This is a genomic window from Sphingobacterium sp. T2 (assembly GCF_000814685.1).
GTDB classification, from domain to species: Bacteria; Bacteroidota; Bacteroidia; order Sphingobacteriales; family Sphingobacteriaceae; genus Sphingobacterium; species Sphingobacterium thermophilum.
The window spans coordinates 1-18,712 of sequence record NZ_JXAC01000048.1 but is presented as its reverse complement, the minus strand read 5'-3'; the positions used below and the strand labels follow the sequence as shown (position 1 = coordinate 18,712).

Annotated in this window: 17 protein-coding genes and 2 pseudogenes; 10 read left to right on the top strand and 9 right to left on the bottom strand. The window is 41.2% G+C overall.

From position 1 onward, the window contains the following. The first annotated feature begins 412 nt into the window (after positions 1–412). Genes lgt through SD31_RS14905 form a run of 3 tightly spaced genes read left to right on the top strand, consistent with a single transcriptional unit; the run spans position 413 to position 2,493 of the window. Positions 413–1,246, top strand: a complete 834-nt coding sequence (gene lgt / locus SD31_RS04225; RefSeq protein ID WP_039053216.1) for a prolipoprotein diacylglyceryl transferase — start codon at positions 413–415, stop codon at positions 1,244–1,246. 57 nt (positions 1,247–1,303) lie between these two features. Next, complete coding sequence (locus tag SD31_RS04220) at positions 1,304–2,143, top strand: multidrug effflux MFS transporter (protein WP_052258644.1); 840 nt, start codon at positions 1,304–1,306, stop codon at positions 2,141–2,143. Next, the gene (locus tag SD31_RS14905) at positions 2,125–2,493 is read left to right on the top strand and encodes a hypothetical protein (protein WP_156138196.1); all 369 of its coding nucleotides are present in this window, start codon (positions 2,125–2,127) and stop codon (positions 2,491–2,493) included. Before SD31_RS04220 ends, SD31_RS14905 begins: the two co-directional genes overlap by 19 nt. Before the next feature lie 65 nt (positions 2,494–2,558). Here the strand turns inward: SD31_RS14905 and SD31_RS19870 are convergent, their stop codons facing one another. From SD31_RS19870 to SD31_RS04210, 3 genes and pseudogenes are all read right to left on the bottom strand, one after another. Then, positions 2,559–4,079 carry a S9 family peptidase gene (locus tag SD31_RS19870; protein WP_262506526.1) on the bottom strand — a complete coding sequence of 507 codons (1,521 nt, stop codon included), beginning with the start codon at positions 4,077–4,079 and terminating at the stop codon, positions 2,559–2,561. Beyond that, positions 4,039–4,710 carry a DPP IV N-terminal domain-containing protein gene (locus tag SD31_RS19865; protein WP_262506525.1) on the bottom strand — a complete coding sequence of 224 codons (672 nt, stop codon included), beginning with the start codon at positions 4,708–4,710 and terminating at the stop codon, positions 4,039–4,041. The genes SD31_RS19870 and SD31_RS19865 overlap by 41 nt, the downstream gene beginning before the upstream one ends. A 133-nt stretch (positions 4,711–4,843) precedes the next feature. Continuing rightward, positions 4,844–5,189: pseudogene (locus SD31_RS04210) on the bottom strand (DUF3276 family protein). 249 nt (positions 5,190–5,438) lie between these two features. Between SD31_RS04210 and SD31_RS04205 the strand changes: the two are divergent. The 7 genes from SD31_RS04205 to purH all read left to right on the top strand — a co-directional run bounded on the left by SD31_RS04205 (position 5,439) and on the right by purH (position 11,822). Further along, complete coding sequence (locus SD31_RS04205) at positions 5,439–6,293, top strand: LiaF transmembrane domain-containing protein (protein ID WP_052258642.1); 855 nt, start codon at positions 5,439–5,441, stop codon at positions 6,291–6,293. A gap of 103 nt (positions 6,294–6,396) precedes the next feature. Beyond that, the gene (locus tag SD31_RS04200; protein ID WP_231561156.1) at positions 6,397–7,347 is read left to right on the top strand and encodes a sensor histidine kinase; all 951 of its coding nucleotides are present in this window, start codon (positions 6,397–6,399) and stop codon (positions 7,345–7,347) included. Beyond that, positions 7,340–7,915, top strand: a complete 576-nt coding sequence (locus SD31_RS04195) for a LytR/AlgR family response regulator transcription factor (RefSeq protein ID WP_316929756.1) — start codon at positions 7,340–7,342, stop codon at positions 7,913–7,915. Before SD31_RS04200 ends, SD31_RS04195 begins: the two co-directional genes overlap by 8 nt. After that, on the top strand, positions 7,884–8,078 hold the full coding sequence (locus tag SD31_RS20620; protein WP_316929755.1) for a LytTR family DNA-binding domain-containing protein: 195 nt from the start codon (positions 7,884–7,886) through the stop codon (positions 8,076–8,078). Before SD31_RS04195 ends, SD31_RS20620 begins: the two co-directional genes overlap by 32 nt. A gap of 24 nt (positions 8,079–8,102) precedes the next feature. Then, a complete protein-coding gene (locus tag SD31_RS14900; RefSeq protein ID WP_082021809.1) occupies positions 8,103–9,536 on the top strand; it encodes a serine hydrolase domain-containing protein in 1,434 nt (477 codons plus the stop codon). Between the two features lie 65 nt (positions 9,537–9,601). Next, positions 9,602–10,180, top strand: a complete 579-nt coding sequence (purN, locus tag SD31_RS04185; protein ID WP_039053215.1) for a phosphoribosylglycinamide formyltransferase — start codon at positions 9,602–9,604, stop codon at positions 10,178–10,180. A 115-nt stretch (positions 10,181–10,295) separates the two neighbouring features. Then, positions 10,296–11,822: a bifunctional phosphoribosylaminoimidazolecarboxamide formyltransferase/IMP cyclohydrolase gene (gene purH, locus SD31_RS04180; RefSeq protein ID WP_039053214.1), complete on the top strand. Its 1,527-nt coding sequence runs from the start codon at positions 10,296–10,298 to the stop codon at positions 11,820–11,822. 85 nt (positions 11,823–11,907) lie between these two features. Here the strand turns inward: purH and SD31_RS04175 are convergent, their stop codons facing one another. From SD31_RS04175 to SD31_RS04155, 6 genes and pseudogenes are all read right to left on the bottom strand, one after another. Next, on the bottom strand, positions 11,908–12,840 hold the full coding sequence (locus tag SD31_RS04175) for a ketopantoate reductase family protein (protein ID WP_039053213.1): 933 nt from the start codon (positions 12,838–12,840) through the stop codon (positions 11,908–11,910). Positions 12,841–12,857: 17 nt separating this feature from the next. After that, on the bottom strand, positions 12,858–13,418 hold the full coding sequence (locus SD31_RS17050; protein WP_231561155.1) for a Na+/H+ antiporter NhaC family protein: 561 nt from the start codon (positions 13,416–13,418) through the stop codon (positions 12,858–12,860). Then, positions 13,312–14,178, bottom strand: a complete 867-nt coding sequence (locus SD31_RS04170; protein WP_197053528.1) for a Na+/H+ antiporter NhaC family protein — start codon at positions 14,176–14,178, stop codon at positions 13,312–13,314. Before SD31_RS04170 ends, SD31_RS17050 begins: the two co-directional genes overlap by 107 nt. Before the next feature lie 21 nt (positions 14,179–14,199). Further along, positions 14,200–15,687 carry an alanine/glycine:cation symporter family protein gene (locus SD31_RS04165; RefSeq protein WP_410528230.1) on the bottom strand — a complete coding sequence of 496 codons (1,488 nt, stop codon included), beginning with the start codon at positions 15,685–15,687 and terminating at the stop codon, positions 14,200–14,202. 119 nt (positions 15,688–15,806) lie between these two features. Then, entirely contained in the window at positions 15,807–16,565 is a 759-nt protein-coding gene (gene kdsA, locus SD31_RS04160) for a 3-deoxy-8-phosphooctulonate synthase (protein ID WP_052258640.1), read from the bottom strand. 65 nt (positions 16,566–16,630) lie between these two features. Then, positions 16,631–18,598, bottom strand: a pseudogene (locus SD31_RS04155) (RecQ family ATP-dependent DNA helicase); the annotation flags it as partial. Positions 18,599–18,712: the final 114 nt, after the last annotated feature.

Here is an 18,712-nt window from a genome sequence, read left to right as displayed (position 1 = left end):
TCCGTCGCAACAGGTTTTGAGGTGGGAGGGGCAGCGCCTATGGTTGAGTTATACTGAAACCCTGTTGGCGACGGATTATTAATATATCTTTCTTAAGAATTTTAATGACTCTTTCGTCACTACAGCCTGATGCTGTACCTCTTTGCTCTTCTTCTTTGTCATACTCTTTTGTTTCCGTACAAAATAAAAAATAATTATTCTATTCCAAAAATTAATGATTTCGATTGTCCAATGATGAGAAATAAGATGCTAAAATAATTAGTAAAAACCGCGGCGTATCTCTGCTTGGTGATCAAATCTTCTGTTATCTGCAATTTCTAACAAACTTCCCCGCAAAAAAAGTTGGGTTTCTCTTACAACTGTATCCTAAAACGAATTTTAATTTTATCTTTACAAGTCTAAAAAATTAAGTATGGGTTTTATATATAATCTGATTGAATGGTCAGGGGCCGAGACGATTTTCAATATAGGCTCTTTTGGCATAAGATATTATTCGATATGCTGGCTGCTAGCTTTCGTGGTTTCTTACGTGCTGATGCAGCAAGTTTTTAAGAAAGAAAACAAATCTCAGGAAGAGCTGGACAAGCTCACCATGTATATCTTCCTCGGAACAATTCTTGGAGCTCGTCTGGGACATTGTCTCTTTTACGAATTCGACTATTATATACAACATCCATTGGAGATGCTCCTTCCGCTTCGCAAGGTAAATAACGAGTGGCAGTTTACCGGATATCAAGGATTGGCGTCCCATGGTGCTGCAATAGGAATTTTGCTAGCGCTGTATCTTTATGCGAAGAAGACTAAAACCGACTTTATGTGGATTACAGACCGCCTGATTTTGGTAGTGCCTATTGCGGGAGCATTCGTCCGTATCGGTAACTTTTTCAATTCGGAGATTATTGGTAAGCCGATGGAAACCATATATCCTTGGGGTGTGATATTTACCAAGGTGGACAATGTGGTAAGACATCCTGGCCAACTCTATGAAGCGGTAGGATACACCATTCTATTTATCTTTTTGTGGCTATTTTACAAGAAGAGTACGACGCCAAAGCCAGGGCTTCTTTTCGGCATATTTTTGGTATGCCTTTTCAGCATCCGCTTTATTGTAGAGTTTTACAAAGAGAACCAAGAAGAATTCGAAAGCGGCATGTTAATCAATATGGGGCAGCTGTTGAGCCTGCCATTTATCCTTGCAGGGCTATATCTTATTTTTAGACCAGTCCAACAACAACTGAAAAAATAAAGACCCTTTAATATAGCCTCTTAAACTATTAAGAGGCTCTTTTTTTTCAATGATATTATGAAGACAAATAAAAGACTTATTCTGCTGATCCTAGGATTATTATCTGCCGTAGGCCCTTTTTCCATTGACATGTATCTGCCGGCCTTTGACACCATTGCCAAAGGGTTTGGCACAGACATCGAAAAGGTGCAGCTTTCCCTCACCTCTTTCTTCATTGGCATTGCCGTGGGACAGATGATTTACGGTCCACTGTTGGACAAATACGGACGTAAGAAACCTTTGCTGGTAGGACTTACGATTTATGCTGCTGCTTCGCTGTTGTGTGTGATGACACGTAATGTGGAAAGCCTTATCCTCATCCGCTTTATTCAAGCATTAGGTAGCTGTGCCGGCATGGTTGCCTCACGGGCTATGGTGCAAGATTATTATGCCGGTAAAGAAGCGGCACGCGTTTTCAGCTTACTCATGCTCATCATCGCCATATCCCCTATATTGGCTCCATCGGTAGGAGCATTCTTGTTAGAACAATTCGACTGGCACTATATTTTTATAGTCTTATTCATTATAGGTCTTATCATCCTGTTGAGTTCTATTTTTTTTCTTCCTGAAAGTTTTCAAGGGAACCGTACATTATCTCTTGCGCCGCGATCCATCATATCAAAATATTTTGAGGTATTTACGAACAGTACTTTTCTGCTTTACTGTCTCATTGCTTCCTTTGCTTCTTCAGGTCTATACGCCTACCTTGCAGGCTCTTCATATGTACTGCAGGAAATTTGCGGACTCACACAAAAAGAATATGGCTTGGCCTTTGCTTTCGTAGCCTCAGCCTTATCCTATCCACACAGCTTAACAGATTGGTACTTAAAAGATGGTCTATGCAAAGCATTTGTATGATTGCCAACATCTGTCAGGTAGGTGTAGGCATGCTGATGGTGGCCACCCTGTGGCTTAACATGGTCAACCTGCAGAGCATCCTAGGTCTTGCCTTCTGCTATCTGTTTTGCCAAGGATTCATCTTTCCTAATGCATCGGCGATGGCCATGTTTCCTTTTAAGACCAATGCCGGCAGTGCTTCCGCACTCCTAGGCTTCTTACAGATGGGATTGGGTGCCATCAGCTCTGCTGCCGTAAGTCTTCTGCACAACCAATCAGCTCAGCCTATGCTGTATGTTATGTGCATAGCTGCAGCACTATCGTTAGCTTTTCATCTCATACGCAAAACCTTCTATAGCGAGAGCATTTAAGCCTGAATCATAAATAAGAAAGGTCGTGCATGGTTTGCACGACCTTTCTTATTTATATACAACTGTTACCATCTGTCGAAATCTTGTGGAACAGGTTTTTCAAGTAGATTCTGATAATAGAATCGCACTCTCTCTTTGAAATCGTATTTTAATTTGTTGCTGGTCCATCCATGGCGGCTTCCCGGATAAATCATCAACTCAAAAGGTTTATCCCTATTGGTCAATGCATCTACCAATTGTATAGTATTCTGCATGTGAACGTTGTCATCCATATCGCCATGTAAGATACGAAGGCCACCTTTATATTTATCCACATAGGTCAGGATAGAACCATTTTTATAGCCTTCGGGATTGTCCTGTGGAGTATCCATCCATCTCTCAGTATAATGCGTATCGTATAGTTCCCAGCTTGTTACTGGTGCTCCGGCGATTCCATAATCAAAATAATCAGAGCCTTTGGTTAATGCCAGACAAGTCATATATCCGCCGTAGCTGTGTCCGGTGATTAGAAGCTTATCCTTCTTCACCCATGGTTTCGCCTTCAACCACTTAGCGATGGTGATGTAGTCTATAAGCTCCCAATGTCCAAGATTACGGTGCATCAACGCTACCCCCTGCTTTCCGAAATGTCCTGAGGCACGGTGATCACACTGCACTTGGATGATACCTTCATTTGCCCAATATTGTGACATGCCGCCATAAGGGCTTGCCGTCGTTGGCTTCCATGTGTCCATCACGGTGCCGGCATCAGGACCTCCGTAGATGTACATTATCACAGGATAAGATTTATTTTCATCAAAATCCACCGGATAAGTGATAATCACCGGCAAATCAAATTTTCCATCATCTGACTTTACAGTGATATACTCCGTTTTGCCATACTTAAACGCATTGAAGTTAGGCGATTTAGAATCAGCTAGTTCTTTAAGGATTTTTCCTTTATTATCTACCAAAGCTACTTTATTTGGCGTACTTACGTTAGAATAATTCGTGATAAAGTATTTACCTCCCGGTGCTACACTAACCTGATGTGAATAATCCCCAAAAGTCAACCTTTTCAGGTTTTTGCCGCTATAATCTACACGGTAAAGATCTATTCGTGCGGAGTTCTCCTTACGGGCAGTAAAATAAAGCACCTTATTCTTTTCATCAATATACTGAATAGATACTACCTGCCATTCTCCGCTGGTTATAGGGTTCAACAATTTACCGTCCAACGTATACAGATAATAATGTGCCCATCCTGTCTTGTCGGATTTCAAGATGTAGTGCTTATTATCTGCCAGATAGGTTATACGCTCATCATGATCCAAATTGATCCATGTAGGCTGCTTCTCATCGTATATTTCTTTTTTGGAACCGGTAAGAGGATCCACGGTATAAAATTTAAGATTATTTTGGTCGCGATTCATCCACTGAACCATAATAGACTTACTATCGTAACTCCAGTATGGCTGACCAAAATATTGATCATCTTTCTCGTTAAAGTCTGCCCATACCACACCTTGTTGTCCTACCTTTACAAATCCTACTTTCACCTCCGGATTAGGTTGACCTGTCTTTAGGATAGCGTGTCTCTTCCACATAACCGTTTTGTCCTTTGGAAACGTAGATAGGGAACATAGGCACATTGGTGTCATCGAAACGCATGAAGGCTAGCTGCTTGCTATCCGGGGACCACCAGAATGCTTTGTACTTGGTAGGTCGTCCTAAGATTTCCTCATAGTATACCCATGAGGACCACCCGTTGTAGATAACATCAGTACCGTCGAAGGTGTACTGTACCTCCGTAGGATTTTCTACACTTACCGTAAACAGGTTGTTGTTTCTGGTGAATGCCACATATTTACCGTCCGGAGATAATGTTGGATTCTTTTCTTCCACATCCGGACTATTGGTAAGTTGGCGCACGGAACCGTCAGCAAAACGGATAACAATATCATTATCCTTGACAGCAACTTCTGTCTGCTTGGATTCTGCCGGCACATATACTTCACGATGTCCCGTTTTTACATTCACTTTATACGTGCGGTTTTCCGAACGTACGTACTCTAAATAATGTTCCTCATCAGCCCACCCCTGATAGTGGCTGATAGGCTGTGTTAGTGTAGGTTTTCTGCCCCAAGCTTCATCAAATGTCATTCTTCGCTGTGCATACACAGACGAGCTGACCAACAGAAAACCAACAAAAGTAAGTTGGATATATTTCTTCAACATAGTCAAAAATTGGTTATAATCGATGTAAAATAACGGATTATCTATAGGTTAAAAAAGTATAATTTGTAACAACTTTAAAACCAAAAAAGCCACTATCTGTAGTGGCTCTATATCTTCGGTGTCTAATTGTTAATTAGAATGAGAAATTGTCTTTTGCTGCCAACTCATCGGTAGTGTCTTCGTAGGCTGCAGCATCCTCTTGATTTGGTTCGTATCTTTTCTCTACAACTTCTTGATGAGCTTTTATGTAATCTACTACTTCAGACAAGCCTTCGGCGAATTTCTCAAAATCTTCCTTATACAAGAAAATTTTATGCTTTATGAATTGACCATCTTCAAATCGCTTTTTGCTCTCTGTAATAGTCACATAATAATCATTCGATCTGGTAGCCTTTACATCAAAAAAATAAGTACGTTTTCCAGCTCTCACCTTCTTTGAAAATACTTCTTCATCGTTCTTTGTTTTCAAAATCTCCCATTAGTCTTGTAAGTATTTAAGTTTAAATCCTATATTTTAATGTCATAAATATATAATATATCTTACGAAAGAACCAAATTTTTTGTGAAAAATAATTATTTTTTATAAACATGGAATTTTATCCCATATTTAAGGCGTAAATTTTCACCGACAAAATAGGCCCATTTACCGAAAAAGCTATTGTAAACGCCTAATTCAATATATTGTTGGAGCTTTAACGTCTTAATTTTGAGGTATAAAATTTTTAGTGATGGAAAAGAAAACAAATAAAAGACAAGAAACACCGATCCCACCTAGCAGCAATAAATCGTCGACTACGGTAGGAACTATCATCATTCTGTTTGGTGTGTTTCTATTACTTCGAAATCTGGACTTGGGATTTTTATTCCCTAACTGGTTATTCAGCTTTCCGATGATACTGATCATCATAGGTCTTGTCATTGGTGTGAACTCCAAGTTCCAGAAAAAAAGTGCTATTATTTTGCTTCTTGTAGGTGGGGTATTGCTCATACGGAAAATTTTTGGAGGATTCAATCCTTTCGAGATATTGTTCCCTGCTTTCGCCATAGTCATAGGTATTTATATTATCAACCGCAACCGTAAGGCCCCGGTGATTCCAGAAGTACCTACGCCGGACCCTACATCATCTGCGGATGAGTTTGACTGGGACAGACGTGTGACTGACCTAAATGAAGATATATCCTCTGAGACGTCAGAACCAAAAAGTGAACAGAAGTTCCACACGCATCAACAATTCCAATACGCAGAAAATTATCTGAAAGTGGATTCTATCTTCGGCAATGCCAACAAAATCGTTTTATCAAAAAACTTTTTGGGCGGAACTATTACCAATATCTTTGGCAGCTCGGTTATCAACCTATTACAAGCCGACATCCAGCAACCTGTGGTAATAGATACTTTCCAGCTCTTCGGAAGCATTAAAATTATCGTTCCTCCACATTGGATGGTAACCTCTTCGGTATCTTCGGTAATGGGAGATGTAGATGATAGAAGGGTGATGATAAGCCATCCTTACGATGAATCGAAAAAAGTGTATTTGACAGGAACCTCCATTTTCGGTACGGTAACGATTAAAAATAGCTAAGCGCCATGTCATTTCCACAGATCAAGATTCAGTCCAAAAGCGCATTAATCCTCCTCAGCGTGGGGATTTATTTTCGTTTTGTACTTTTTGGTTATCCTATTTTTTGTTGTGGTGGGAATTCCGTCCTATGCATGTATCCTGCATAGAGCCGTTGGCCAGCTCCTTGACGATGAGCCTCTGTTGTTATCTCATCTTCAGCTCGATGAAGTACTACAATCCTTCGAAGAGGCAGTTTTTCAAGAGCATACTTTTCTGCCTGGCTCTGACCATCATCAGTTTAGGAATAACCTTATTTATTCTTCATCAGTTTTTTGACAGGCCTTCACTAGCTCATTACTATCAGCGTATTCCTTACAAGTTTATTATCAACTTTTTGGTAATTTCTTGTATATTAATCATAAATATTTTTTGGAACGTTCAGGAGGAAGCTATTGAAAATGATAGAAGAAAGCTGGAAATAGAAAGGTTGGTACGGGATGCAGAGTTGTACAACCTACGACAGCAGCTGCAACCTCACTTTCTATTCAACAGTCTCAACTCTATCATTGCCCTTATCGGCGCTAAGCCCGAGCTGGCCAAGAAGATGACATTCCAGCTGTCTGACTTCCTACGCGGAACTATGCGCAAGGACGATAAGCAGCTTATTCCACTAGCGGATGAAATCAAACATCTAGAGCTTTATCTGGAGATTGAAAAAGTACGTTTCGGTCATCGATTGAAAACGAACTTTGAATACGACGAAGAGGTTTTGCAGACCAAAGTTCCAGCGATGATCATTCAGCCGCTTATGGAAAACGCCATTAAACATGGACTTTACAATATCGTAGGAAATGTAGAAATAAACACACGGATATGGCTGGAAAACAACCTCCTTCATATCGAAATAACAAATCCTTACGATACGGATCAATTTTACAACAAGAAAGGTACAGGCTTCGGCTTGTCAAGTATTCAACGTAGATTATTTTTGATATATAGCCGAACCGACTTATTACACATACATAAAACAGAAAATCAATTCACAGCCCAAATAAAAATTCCGCAACATGATTAAAGCAATAATAATAGACGATGAGCCCCTCGCTCGTATGATCATACACGAATACTTACAAAAGCAGGAGGGCATTGAAGTGGTAGCCGAATGTGGCGACGGCTTCGAAGGTGCCAAAGCCATCCAGCAGTTTAAACCGGATTTGGTATTCTTGGATATCCAAATGCCAAAGCTGACAGGTTTCGAAATGCTGGAAATTATCGACGAACTTCCGCATATCATCTTCACCACCGCCTTTGAAGAGTATGCCCTGAAAGCCTTCGAAAAAAACGCGGTAGACTACCTATTGAAACCTATATCCGAAGACCGATTCAACCAAGCTATCCAGAAGTTCTATTCGTTATATAACACACAACAAAAACAGGAAAGCATCAACGCCCTAAAGCAGGACTTGGAAGAAGAAACATTAGAACGCATAGTCGTTAAAAACGGCACGCAGATAAAGCTGATTCCCGTACAGCAGATCATCTTCTTAGAAGCTTATGATGATTATGTAAAGATTCACACCAAAGACGGTATGTATCATGAAAAACAAAACTATGTCATCTTTCGAAAAACAATTGGACCCTAAGCAGTTCGTCCGCGTGCACCGTTCATATATCATCAAGGTCGACCAGCTTTCCAAGATCGAGCCAATGGAAAAGGACAGCTACAAAGCTATTTTGCTGAACGGAGAAAAGGTCAGCATCAGCAAGTCCGGATATGCTAGATTAAAACAAACAATTGGCTTATAGCCAATTGTTTGTTAATTTTGTAGTATGAATCACAGAATATTAGTGCTACTTGTGTGTACTTTTCTATCGCTCAAGAACTTACATGCCCAATCTCCTGCCGAAAAGCTTAATCGTGCAGTATTCAATCAAATTGAATATTTTTTCAATATTAATCAACCGGATTCCATCTACAATTTAGCTTCAGAAAGCTTTAAGCAAAATATTGAAAGACAAAGTTTTATAAACTTCTTATCAAATCTTTACACTTACGGAAAAATGTCCGGCGTCACACCGGCTACATTTTCAAACAATACCGCAGGTTATAATGTTCTTATTGGAGATCAAAAATTTTCCATCCATCTTGCGGTAGACTCTACCAAGAAATTCAACTATTTTCTGGTAAAACCTAATCACATTGTCGACCCGCGCATCACGCCTATACAGGCCAAAGTCAATAAGCAGAATAGCCTAGATGAATTTATAGATTCTATTGCTAGGGCATACCTTACTCATCCGAGTACGCAATCGTTGGCCATAGGCGTACTGAACAACGGTCAGGTCAACACTTTCTTCTACGGGCAGCTCGACCCAGCAGAGAAGCTCTCTATTCCGAATGAACATACCCTTTATGAGGTAGGGTCATTGACCAAGCTTTTCACCTCCGTACTTCTTGCTCATCTGGTAGAAGAAGGCTACCTATCATTGGAAGATTCCATAGCCAAGTTTCTTCCGGATTCGGTGAAAACAAATCCCTTTATCCGTAAGATTACATTCAAACAGCTGGCCAACCATACCTCGGGTCTTCCTCGCCTTCCGTCAAATCTGGATAAGGTAGCCAAATTTTCAGCAGCTAATCCATACGCTAACTACACACGCAAGGACCTTTTCCACTTTTTGAAAGATTTCAACGGTCAAAATGAACCGGGGGAAAATTACGAATACAGCAACTTAGGTTTCGGCCTCCTAGGAGAACTAATCTCTATAATTACCAACAAGTCTTTTGCACAAAATATCAAAGACCTCATCGCCGAACCGCTAGGTATGCACAACACGGTAGAAAAGATCAATCCTAAAAACCAAGTACTGGCCAAACCCCATAATGCAGAAGGCAGACAGGTGCCTGCTTGGGACTTCCTTGCTCTTGCAGGTGCGGGGAGCTTAAAATCATCCGTTCATGACCTGCTACGCTTTGCACAATTTCAGTTTAAGTTGCCGGAAACTACCCTTGAGAAAGCTATGATGCTAACTCGGGAGTTTACCTTCTACCTCCCACCAAACACGGATATAGGTTTGGGGTGGCATATGAATATGCTTGAGGATGTCGTGCAATACTGGCACAACGGAGGTACAGGAGGTAGCTCATCCTTCTTAGGGATTGTGCCCGACAAAAAATCGGCAATAGTGGTCTTGTCCAACAGCGCCATATCCGTAGATGAGATAAGCAGTAAAATATTGGAGAAAATTGCCGTTTCGAAATAAAGCGACCAGCTATAATGCATTTAAACTGTTAAATTCTTATATTTGAGAAAAAATAAAATAACAACGTGAAGAAACGCATTGCTATTTTCGCTTCGGGTTCTGGCTCCAATGCTCAAAAGATCATGGAGCACTTCAAATATTCGTCCGACGCTGAAGTCGCCATAGTGCTAAGCAACAATCCGGAAGCTTACGTACTGCAAAGAGCCGACAATTTTGAAATTCCTACCCATATATTCGATAGACATGAGTTTTATTATACCGATTCTGTGGTAGAGCTGTTGAAACGATTGAATATAGATTTGGTGGTGCTTGCAGGCTTCTTGTGGCTTGTTCCTCAAAACCTGTTGACAGCATTTCCTAACAAAATCATCAACATACATCCTGCTCTTTTACCTAAATTCGGAGGTAAAGGCATGTATGGGGATCACGTACATAAAGCTGTGATGGCAGCAGGCGAAGAAGAACATGGCATAACTATCCATTTCGTAAATGAAAACTTCGACGAAGGGGAAATCATCTATCAAGCCAAATTTAAAATCGAGCCGGGAGACACACTCGAACAGATAAAATTCAAAGGCCAACAGCTGGAACATCAACATTATCCTAAAGTGATAGAAAACCTTCTAAAGAAATACAACCACTAATTAAAAGGAGCATCTCTTTGATGCTCCTTTTTGTTTGGAAAGCTGCAAATAATAGCTTTCCACCCTATGAAATCCACAGTATAATTTTTACCTTTGCAGCTCCAAACAATAGACAATGAATCATCCTGTTAAGATCAAAAATGCGCTAATTTCTGTCTACTATAAAGACAACTTAGCTCCTCTCATTCAATTATTAAATAAGTTCGGAGTAACTTTCTACTCTACAGGCGGTACGGAAGCTTTTATCCGCGACTTAGGCTTCGACGTTCAACGTGTGGAAGATTTGACCGGGTATCCATCCATCTTGGGAGGTCGTGTTAAAACATTACACCCTAACGTTTTCGGAGGTATCCTGTCTCGCCGTCCGTTGGAAGATGACAAAAAGCAACTGGAAAAATACAACATTCCGGAAATCGACTTGGTCATCGTAGATCTTTATCCTTTCGAAGAGACGGTAGCTTCCGGAGCTTCTGAACAAGATATCATTGAAAAAATAGACATCGGCGGTATTTCATTGATTCGTGCGGCTGCCAAAAACTTCAACGACGTAGTAATCATCGCTTCGAAAAATGATTATACTGAACTTGAACAAATCTTAGCAGCACAAGACGGTATGACAACATTGGAACAACGTCGTGCCTTCGCAAAACGTGCTTTTAACATATCATCACACTACGATACGGCTATCTTCAACTATTTCAACCAAGAAGATCCTATCCAAGTGTTTAAACAGTCAGAACAAAAAGCACAGGTATTACGCTATGGAGAGAACCCTCATCAGAAAGGTGTGTTCTTCGGCGACTTGGATGCTATGTTTGACAAACTTAACGGTAAAGAACTTTCATACAACAATTTGGTAGATGTGGATGCTGCAGTAGCCATCATCGACGAATTTGAAGAGCCTACCTTCGCTATCTTGAAACACACTAACGCTTGCGGGGTAGCTTCACGCAGCACCATAAAACAAGCTTGGATCGATGCGCTGGCATGTGACCCTGTATCTGCTTTCGGTGGTGTATTGATCACCAATGGTGAAGTGGACGGAGAAACGGCAGCAGAGATTAATAAGTTGTTCTTCGAAGTGTTGATCGCTCCTTCTTATTCGGAAGAAGCTTTGACTATCCTTACGGAAAAGAAAAACAGAATCATCCTTCGCCGCAAAGAAGTTAAACTACCTACACAACAGTTCAAAACATTGTTGAACGGTGTAATCCTTCAAGATAAGGACAATACGATAGAAGGTCCTGAACAAATGAAAGCTGTAACAAAAGTCGAACCTACAGCAACACAGCTGCAAGACCTTTTCTTCGCCAATAAAATTGTAAAGCATACAAAATCTAACACCATAGTATTAGCAAAAGACGGTACTTTGTTAGCCTCAGGTGTAGGTCAAACCTCACGTGTGGATGCCTTAAAGCAAGCCATAGAAAAAGCCAAATCCTTCGGATTTGACTTGAACGGTGCCGTAATGGCATCCGATGCTTTCTTCCCATTCCCTGATTGTGTGGAAATAGCAGGAGATAACGGCATTGCAGCTGTATTGCAGCCAGGAGGCTCCATCAAAGACCAATTGTCTATAGACATGGCCAACGAAAAAGGTATGGCTATGGTGATGACAGGTGTACGTCACTTCAAACATTAAAAGAAAAGAGAAAATCTATTCTTTAATAACATAAAAGCCTTGTAACATTGGTTACAAGGCTTTTATATTGAAATTAAACTATATATTATTTTTTCCTTTCATCCCTCTCCCATTCATAGGCCTTGATAAGATTATACATCATCACATTATAAGGGGTAGGTATGCCCAGCTTCTGTCCTTGGCGAATAATTTCTCCTGCAAATATCTCAACCTCTGATTTACGTCCCTGTTCTCTATCCTGCACCATAGACGTCTTGGCCTTCGGATTTATCTTGCGCATCGTTGCAATCATATTATCAATATCCGCTTGCGAGAGGGCTATGCCTTGCGCGTTGGCGACACGAATAACCTCTTCTCCTACTTGCTGTACCAGAAACAGCATATATGGATTATCCTGCAATCCTTCATATCCGGTATGCACCATGAAGGTCAGCTGATTACCCACTACATTAATAAGAAACTTTTGCCATAAAGCCAGCAACATATCCTCCGGCACAACATAGTCTATATGCATCTTATCAAAGAAGGAGCAAACAGCCTTCACCCTATCCGACAGAGATGTATTTCTCGTCTCACCGAATACTACCTTTCCTCGATGACCATAGCTTACTCTATTCTGCACTTTGACAGCATCCATATACACTACACTAGGTAAGGCTACATCTTTTCCCAGCTGATGATTAATCTTAGTAGCTGTTCCGATACCATTCAATAAGGAAATTATGACGGTATCCTCCTGAACAAACGGTCTTAGTCTCTCAATAGCTAGCTCTAGATCCAACGACTTCACCCCCAAGATAATCAGATCTGCCGGATAATCTTTGTTAGGTTCGGTAACATAATCAAAAGCATAGGGACGGTCGTTGACAAAAATGCCCTCACGCTGGTATCTCTCTTTACGCTCCTCATCCACAATGATGTGAATACATGCAGGATCCACATCATAAATCATGGAAGCGTATTTGGCTCCAATAGCGCCTAAGCCCAACACATATACATGTTGAATTTCTCTCCTCATCACTTAAATAAATTACACTACTTACGCTTGCTGAAAAGTATAAACGCAAGGGTAGCTACCCCTGTCAAAAAAGGATAGTATAGATTGCTTATTATATCAAGAGGTGATAGTGCTGTCTTTCCTGCTGAGCCCAACACCATGGCAGAGGCTGCCAATGCAGCCAATATCTGGGCGCCATAAGGTATTACCCCTTGTACAAAGCACGATACGGTATCCATGATGCTGGCCACCCGTTTCCCCTGCAGTTGGTATTTATCCGATATTTCTTTAGCAAGAGGTCCTACAATGACAATAGTAATCGTATTGTTGGCTAAAGCACAGTTGACAACCGCCGTAAGCGCTGCTATGCCCAGCTCGGCACCCTTTTTGGAATTTATATTTTTTAAAACAGAATTTAATAGAAAATCAATACCTCCATTATACTTGATGATACCTACGACACCACCGATAACAAGACAAAGTATACTTAATTCAAACATGCCCGCAAAGCCACTGTTTATGCTTTGAATGCTGCCCAACAGATCTATAGCACCTGTAGACCAACCTATAATTAAGCCGGCTAAAATGCCTATTCCCAAAGTCCAGATAACACTTAATCCCATAAAAGCCAGAAGGAAAACCAACGTGTAAGGGATAAGGTAAATCAACTGATAATCTTTGACATCTATATTCTGAACTTACCTGCACAAATGCCGCCCCTTGAAAATAGTATAGGATAAAGACTACTAACGCTACTGGAAATACAATCCTGAAATTAGCTCTAAATTTCTCATGCATCTCCACCTTCTGCGTTCTTGTAGCGGCTATTGTGGTGTCCGAAATAAAGGATAAGTTATCCCCAAACATAGCTCCTCCCACCACCGCAGCCAATGTTAAAGCAGCAATGCCAGGAATATAGGTTTCAAAGCCTACAGCCAAAGGTGAGAGAGCAACGATAGTACCTACGGACGTACCCAAAGAAATAGAAACAAAGCAGGAAATTAAAAATATACCGGAAACAATAAACCTAGGAGAGACATACGTCATGGCAAAATTTACTGTAGACTCCAAAGCTCCAATAGACTTTGAAAGCTCACTGAAAGCGCCGGCAAGCAAAAATACCAAAATCATGACCAAGATATTTTCGTCTCCCGACCCTTTTGCAAAACTTTTTAGCTTCTCCTCAAAACTTTTCTTTGGATACTGGAAAAAAGCCACGAAGAGCGCAATAACAAACACTACCAATACCGGAAGAGCATAAAAATCACCCAAATAAAGAGAACCACAGAAGTATAAGATAACAAAAACAAACAATGGCAGTAAAGCCCAAAAATGTCCGGTACGGTCTTGCTGTGTCATATTACGATTTTTCTCTAACAATTATTTTTCTTCTTCCCAGAAGTCTGCATTTTTAATATTTAGCTCTTTAGGATGAAATGTTGGCGATTCAATTCCTTGCTTACGCTGCCTTTCATAGTCTTTCCATACCTTCAGACCTACTCTACTCAACAGTAGGATAGCAATGATATTCACCCAGGCCATAAGACCTACTCCTATATCTCCCAAATCCCAAGCCTGCTTTGCAGTCTTGATAGTACCGAAATATACCGAGAAAAGGAACACAATACGTAAAACCCAAATCATCGGCTTATAGTTCTTGCCTTTAAAAATATAAGCTATGTTGGTTTCAGCAAAATAGTAATATGCCATGATAGTCGTAAAAGCAAAAAAGAATAAAGCTATAGCGACAAACTGATTTCCAAATGACGGAAAATAGGATGATACAGCAGCCTGCGTAAAGCCGTCGGCACCTATATCTGTGGAAATATGCTTCGCAATATATGTCACTTCTCCCGTTTCACTTACACCTCCCAACACATTATATTGATCACTAAACAAGATCATAAAAGCTGTTGCCGAACAAACAAACAGCGTATCTACATATACTGAGAAGGCTTGCACCAATCCCTGTTGAGCGGGGTGCTTCACATGTGCCGCCGCAGCAGCATGCGGTCCTGTACCTTGTCCCGCCTCGTTAGAATAAATACCTCGCTTCACTCCCCACGATATCGCCGTACCAATGATACCTCCAAAAGTGGCATCCAAACTAAATGCCGAAGAGAATATCAACTTGAATACGCCGGGAATATGATTAAAATTCAAAACAATGATAATCAATGCCATCAGAATGTACGCTCCGGCCATAAAAGGGACTATCAGCTCCGAGGCTTGCGCTAACCTCTTCACCCCTCCTATGATGATGACCCCTAACAAGGTAATGACGATAAGCCCTACCCAGCTTACGGTCATATCCGTCCCCCCTAGGGAAATTACCTGATTAGAATAGTTAAAAGCATTGGAAATAGTGCCGTTGATCGCATTACTCTGAACCCCCGGAAGCAGAAATCCTGTACTAATAACAGTAATAAGTGCAAAAAGCAAAGCATACCATTTCACGCCTAGTCCTTTCTCTATATAGTAGGCCGGACCTCCCCGGAAGATATCGCCCTCTTTTTGTTTATAAACCTGCGCTAAGACTGATTCTATAAATGCTGAGGACGCCCCCAAGAAAGCAATAGCCCACATCCAAAACACCGATCCAGGACCTCCCATATAAATCGCTGTCGCTACACCTACGATATTTCCGGTACCTACACGTCCCGAAATGGCCAGTGCAAAGGCCTGAAAGGAAGATATTCCTTGGTTAGATTTGTTCTTGGTAAACAGGAACCTAACCATGTCTTTTATATATCTAATCTGTAGAAATCCGGTTCTGATAGAAAAGTAAAGTCCCACACTAAGACAGAAATAAATAAAAAAATCACTCCATACGTAACCGGAAATCGTCGATATAGCTTGCTCCATTATTCTTTAATGCTTTATAATTTACGTTAATAAAAAGGTTATTAATTTACTAGCTAAAGTAATAAATTCTTAAAAAGAAAAGACTCCTAATTTTCATTTGGAGTCTTTCGTATGCATAATTTTTACAATATTGCCTGACGCAACTTTGTCAATTTCGTTAGCAATCCTTCCAATAAATCCAAGTGAAGCATGTTTGCTCCGTCAGACTTGGCATTTGCAGGATCAGGATGTGTCTCTATAAAGAGTCCGTCTGCTCCCACCGCTATCGCCGCCTTGGCAATCGTTTCGATGAGTTCTGGCTTACCTCCCGTCACCCCTGAAGATTGATTAGGCTGCTGTAAGGAGTGTGTACAGTCCATCACTGTAGGCGCACCAAATGAACGCATAGTAGGGATTCCTCTGAAATCCACAATCAAATCCTGATAGCCAAAGCTATTTCCTCGGTCTGTGAGAATAACCTTATCGTTGCCGGAATCTTTAACTTTTTCTACTGCAAATTTCATAGAGTCCGCAGAAAGGAACTGCCCCTTCTTGATATTCACCACCTTACCTGTACGGGCTGCCGCTACGAGAAGCTCTGTCTGACGGCATAGGAAAGCAGGTATTTGCAACACATCCACATAGGCAGCAGCCATAGCGGCCTCGTGGCTTTCGTGAATATCGGTTACCGTAGGAATACCGAACTCTTTGCCCACCTTCTCAAGGATTTTAAGAGCTTTCTCATCACCAATTCCAGTAAAAGAATCTACTCGTGAACGGTTGGCTTTACGATACGAACCCTTGAAAATATAAGGTATATTAAGCTTATCGGTAATTGTTACTATCTTCTCCGCTATACGTAATGCAATCTCCTCACCTTCAATCGCACAAGGACCAGCCATGAGAAAAAACTGATCCGTAATTTCCGTTTTTAATGTTCGGCAAATATGTGTTTATCATCTGTTTATTAGTTTCCAAACTCTGAAATAAATTTAATACGCATCAATTGAATATCTTCATAGGTATAATCTTCTTCACCCAGTTCCTGCAGAGCCTTATCGATGGAGTCGTCCTCCGTCTCACGGAAATAATCATATACCTCATCTTGACGGACCTTATCAATCATCTCATCAATAAAATAATTGATGTTAAGCTTCGTTCCGGAATTGACGATAGATTCAACTTCTTTCAACAACTCTTCGTAGCTTATGCCCTTCGCATTAGCGATGTCATCTAGCGCGATCTTGCGATCAATATTTTGGATAATGCTCACTTTCAAGGCTGATTTATTGGCCGTGCCTTTTACTACGAAGTCCTGCGCTCTCTCGATGTTGTTCTCTTCCACATACTTTTTGATAAGCTCAAGGAAAGGAGCACCAAACTTCAACGCTTTGCCTGCACCTACGCCGTGAATACGTTTGAGCTCTTCCATGGTAATCGGATAGTGGATACACATCTCGTCCAAGGAAGGGTCTTGGAAAATGACAAATGGTGGTAAAGATTTCTGCTTGGCCACCTTTTTGCGCAAATCTTTCAGCATCTTCAGCAGGTTAACATCCAAGGTACCACTACCTTGTGATGGTTCATCGCCATCCTCCTCATCACCTGCCTCCATCTCTCTGTTCAAGATATACTTGATATTGTAAGGATTCTCGAGATACTTGCGCCCCTCATCGGTAAGCATCAAAAGACCGTAATGATCTATATCTTTCTTCACGAAGTCCGACAGTTCGGCTTGGCGAATCAGCGAATTCCAATAGTTATATCCTTTATCCTTTCCTGAACCGAAGAATTTATGTTCATCGTGCTTATAGCACGATGAAATCGGTTGGTTATTCTGGCCCATAAACACATTCATGATATGCTGGTCATCAAATTTATCTCCCTCTTCCTTAATAAAAGTTAGAAGTTTGATAAGATCTTCCTGCGCATCGAAATAGGTTTTGGAGGAGCGACAGTTGTCACACATGTTGTTACATCCTGTCTCATCGAATTTTTCTCCGAAATAATGTAGAATCTGTTTACGACGACACACGGAGGATTCAGAGTAGTCCACCACCTCTTTAAGGATTTGTGTTCCAATCTCTCTTTCCGACACCGGCTTGTCTTTCATAAATTTGAGTAGCTTATCCACATCTTTCTTCGAATAGAAAGCGAGACAATGCCCTTCTCCACCGTCGCGTCCTGCACGTCCTGTTTCCTGATAATAGCCTTCCATCGATTTTGGGATATCGTGGTGGATGACATAACGCACATCCGGCTTGTCTATTCCCATACCGAAGGCTATGGTTGCCACTATCACTTGGACATCTTCCATCAAGAATTTGTCTTGCGTTTCCGCACGGGTTTTGGCATCCAGGCCGGCATGATATGGTAAAGCTTTGATACCATTTATGTTGAGAATCTCTGCTATTTCTTCTACTTTTTTACGGCTTAGGCAGTAGATGATTCCCGTCTTTCCGGGATTATTTTTGATAAACTTTACAATCTCTTTGACAACGTTTTTCTTAGGTCTTACCTCGTAGTAGAGGTTGGAGCGGTTGAAGGAAGACTTGAACAGTGTAGCGTCCGTCATCTGCAGGTTTTTACGTATGTCGGACTGCACCTTAGGGGTTGCTGTAGCCGTCAGTGCGATGATAGGAATATTGTCTCCCACCTCATTGATGATAGTACGTATCTTACGGTATTCAGGCCTGAAGTCATGCCCCCACTCCGAAATACAGTGGGCCTCGTCCACCGCGACAAAGGAAATATTTACCGTCTGCAAAAATGCCACATTGTCTTCCTTGGTCAGCGACTCCGGCGCCACATAGAGCAACTTAGTCTTTCCGGACGACACATCGGCCTTCACTTTGGTGATCTCTCCCTTGGTAAGGGAAGAGTTTAGAAAATGTGCTATTCGTCTTTCCCTTACCCTTCCAAAGACCCTTAGCCTGGCTCCATTCCTGACATTTTCATCAAAGCGATAAGAGCGATATCACTACTCGCCTTSRTCCCCATCACATCATCAAAGCAGTGACATGATTACCAATCGATTGCCTCTCGTAGC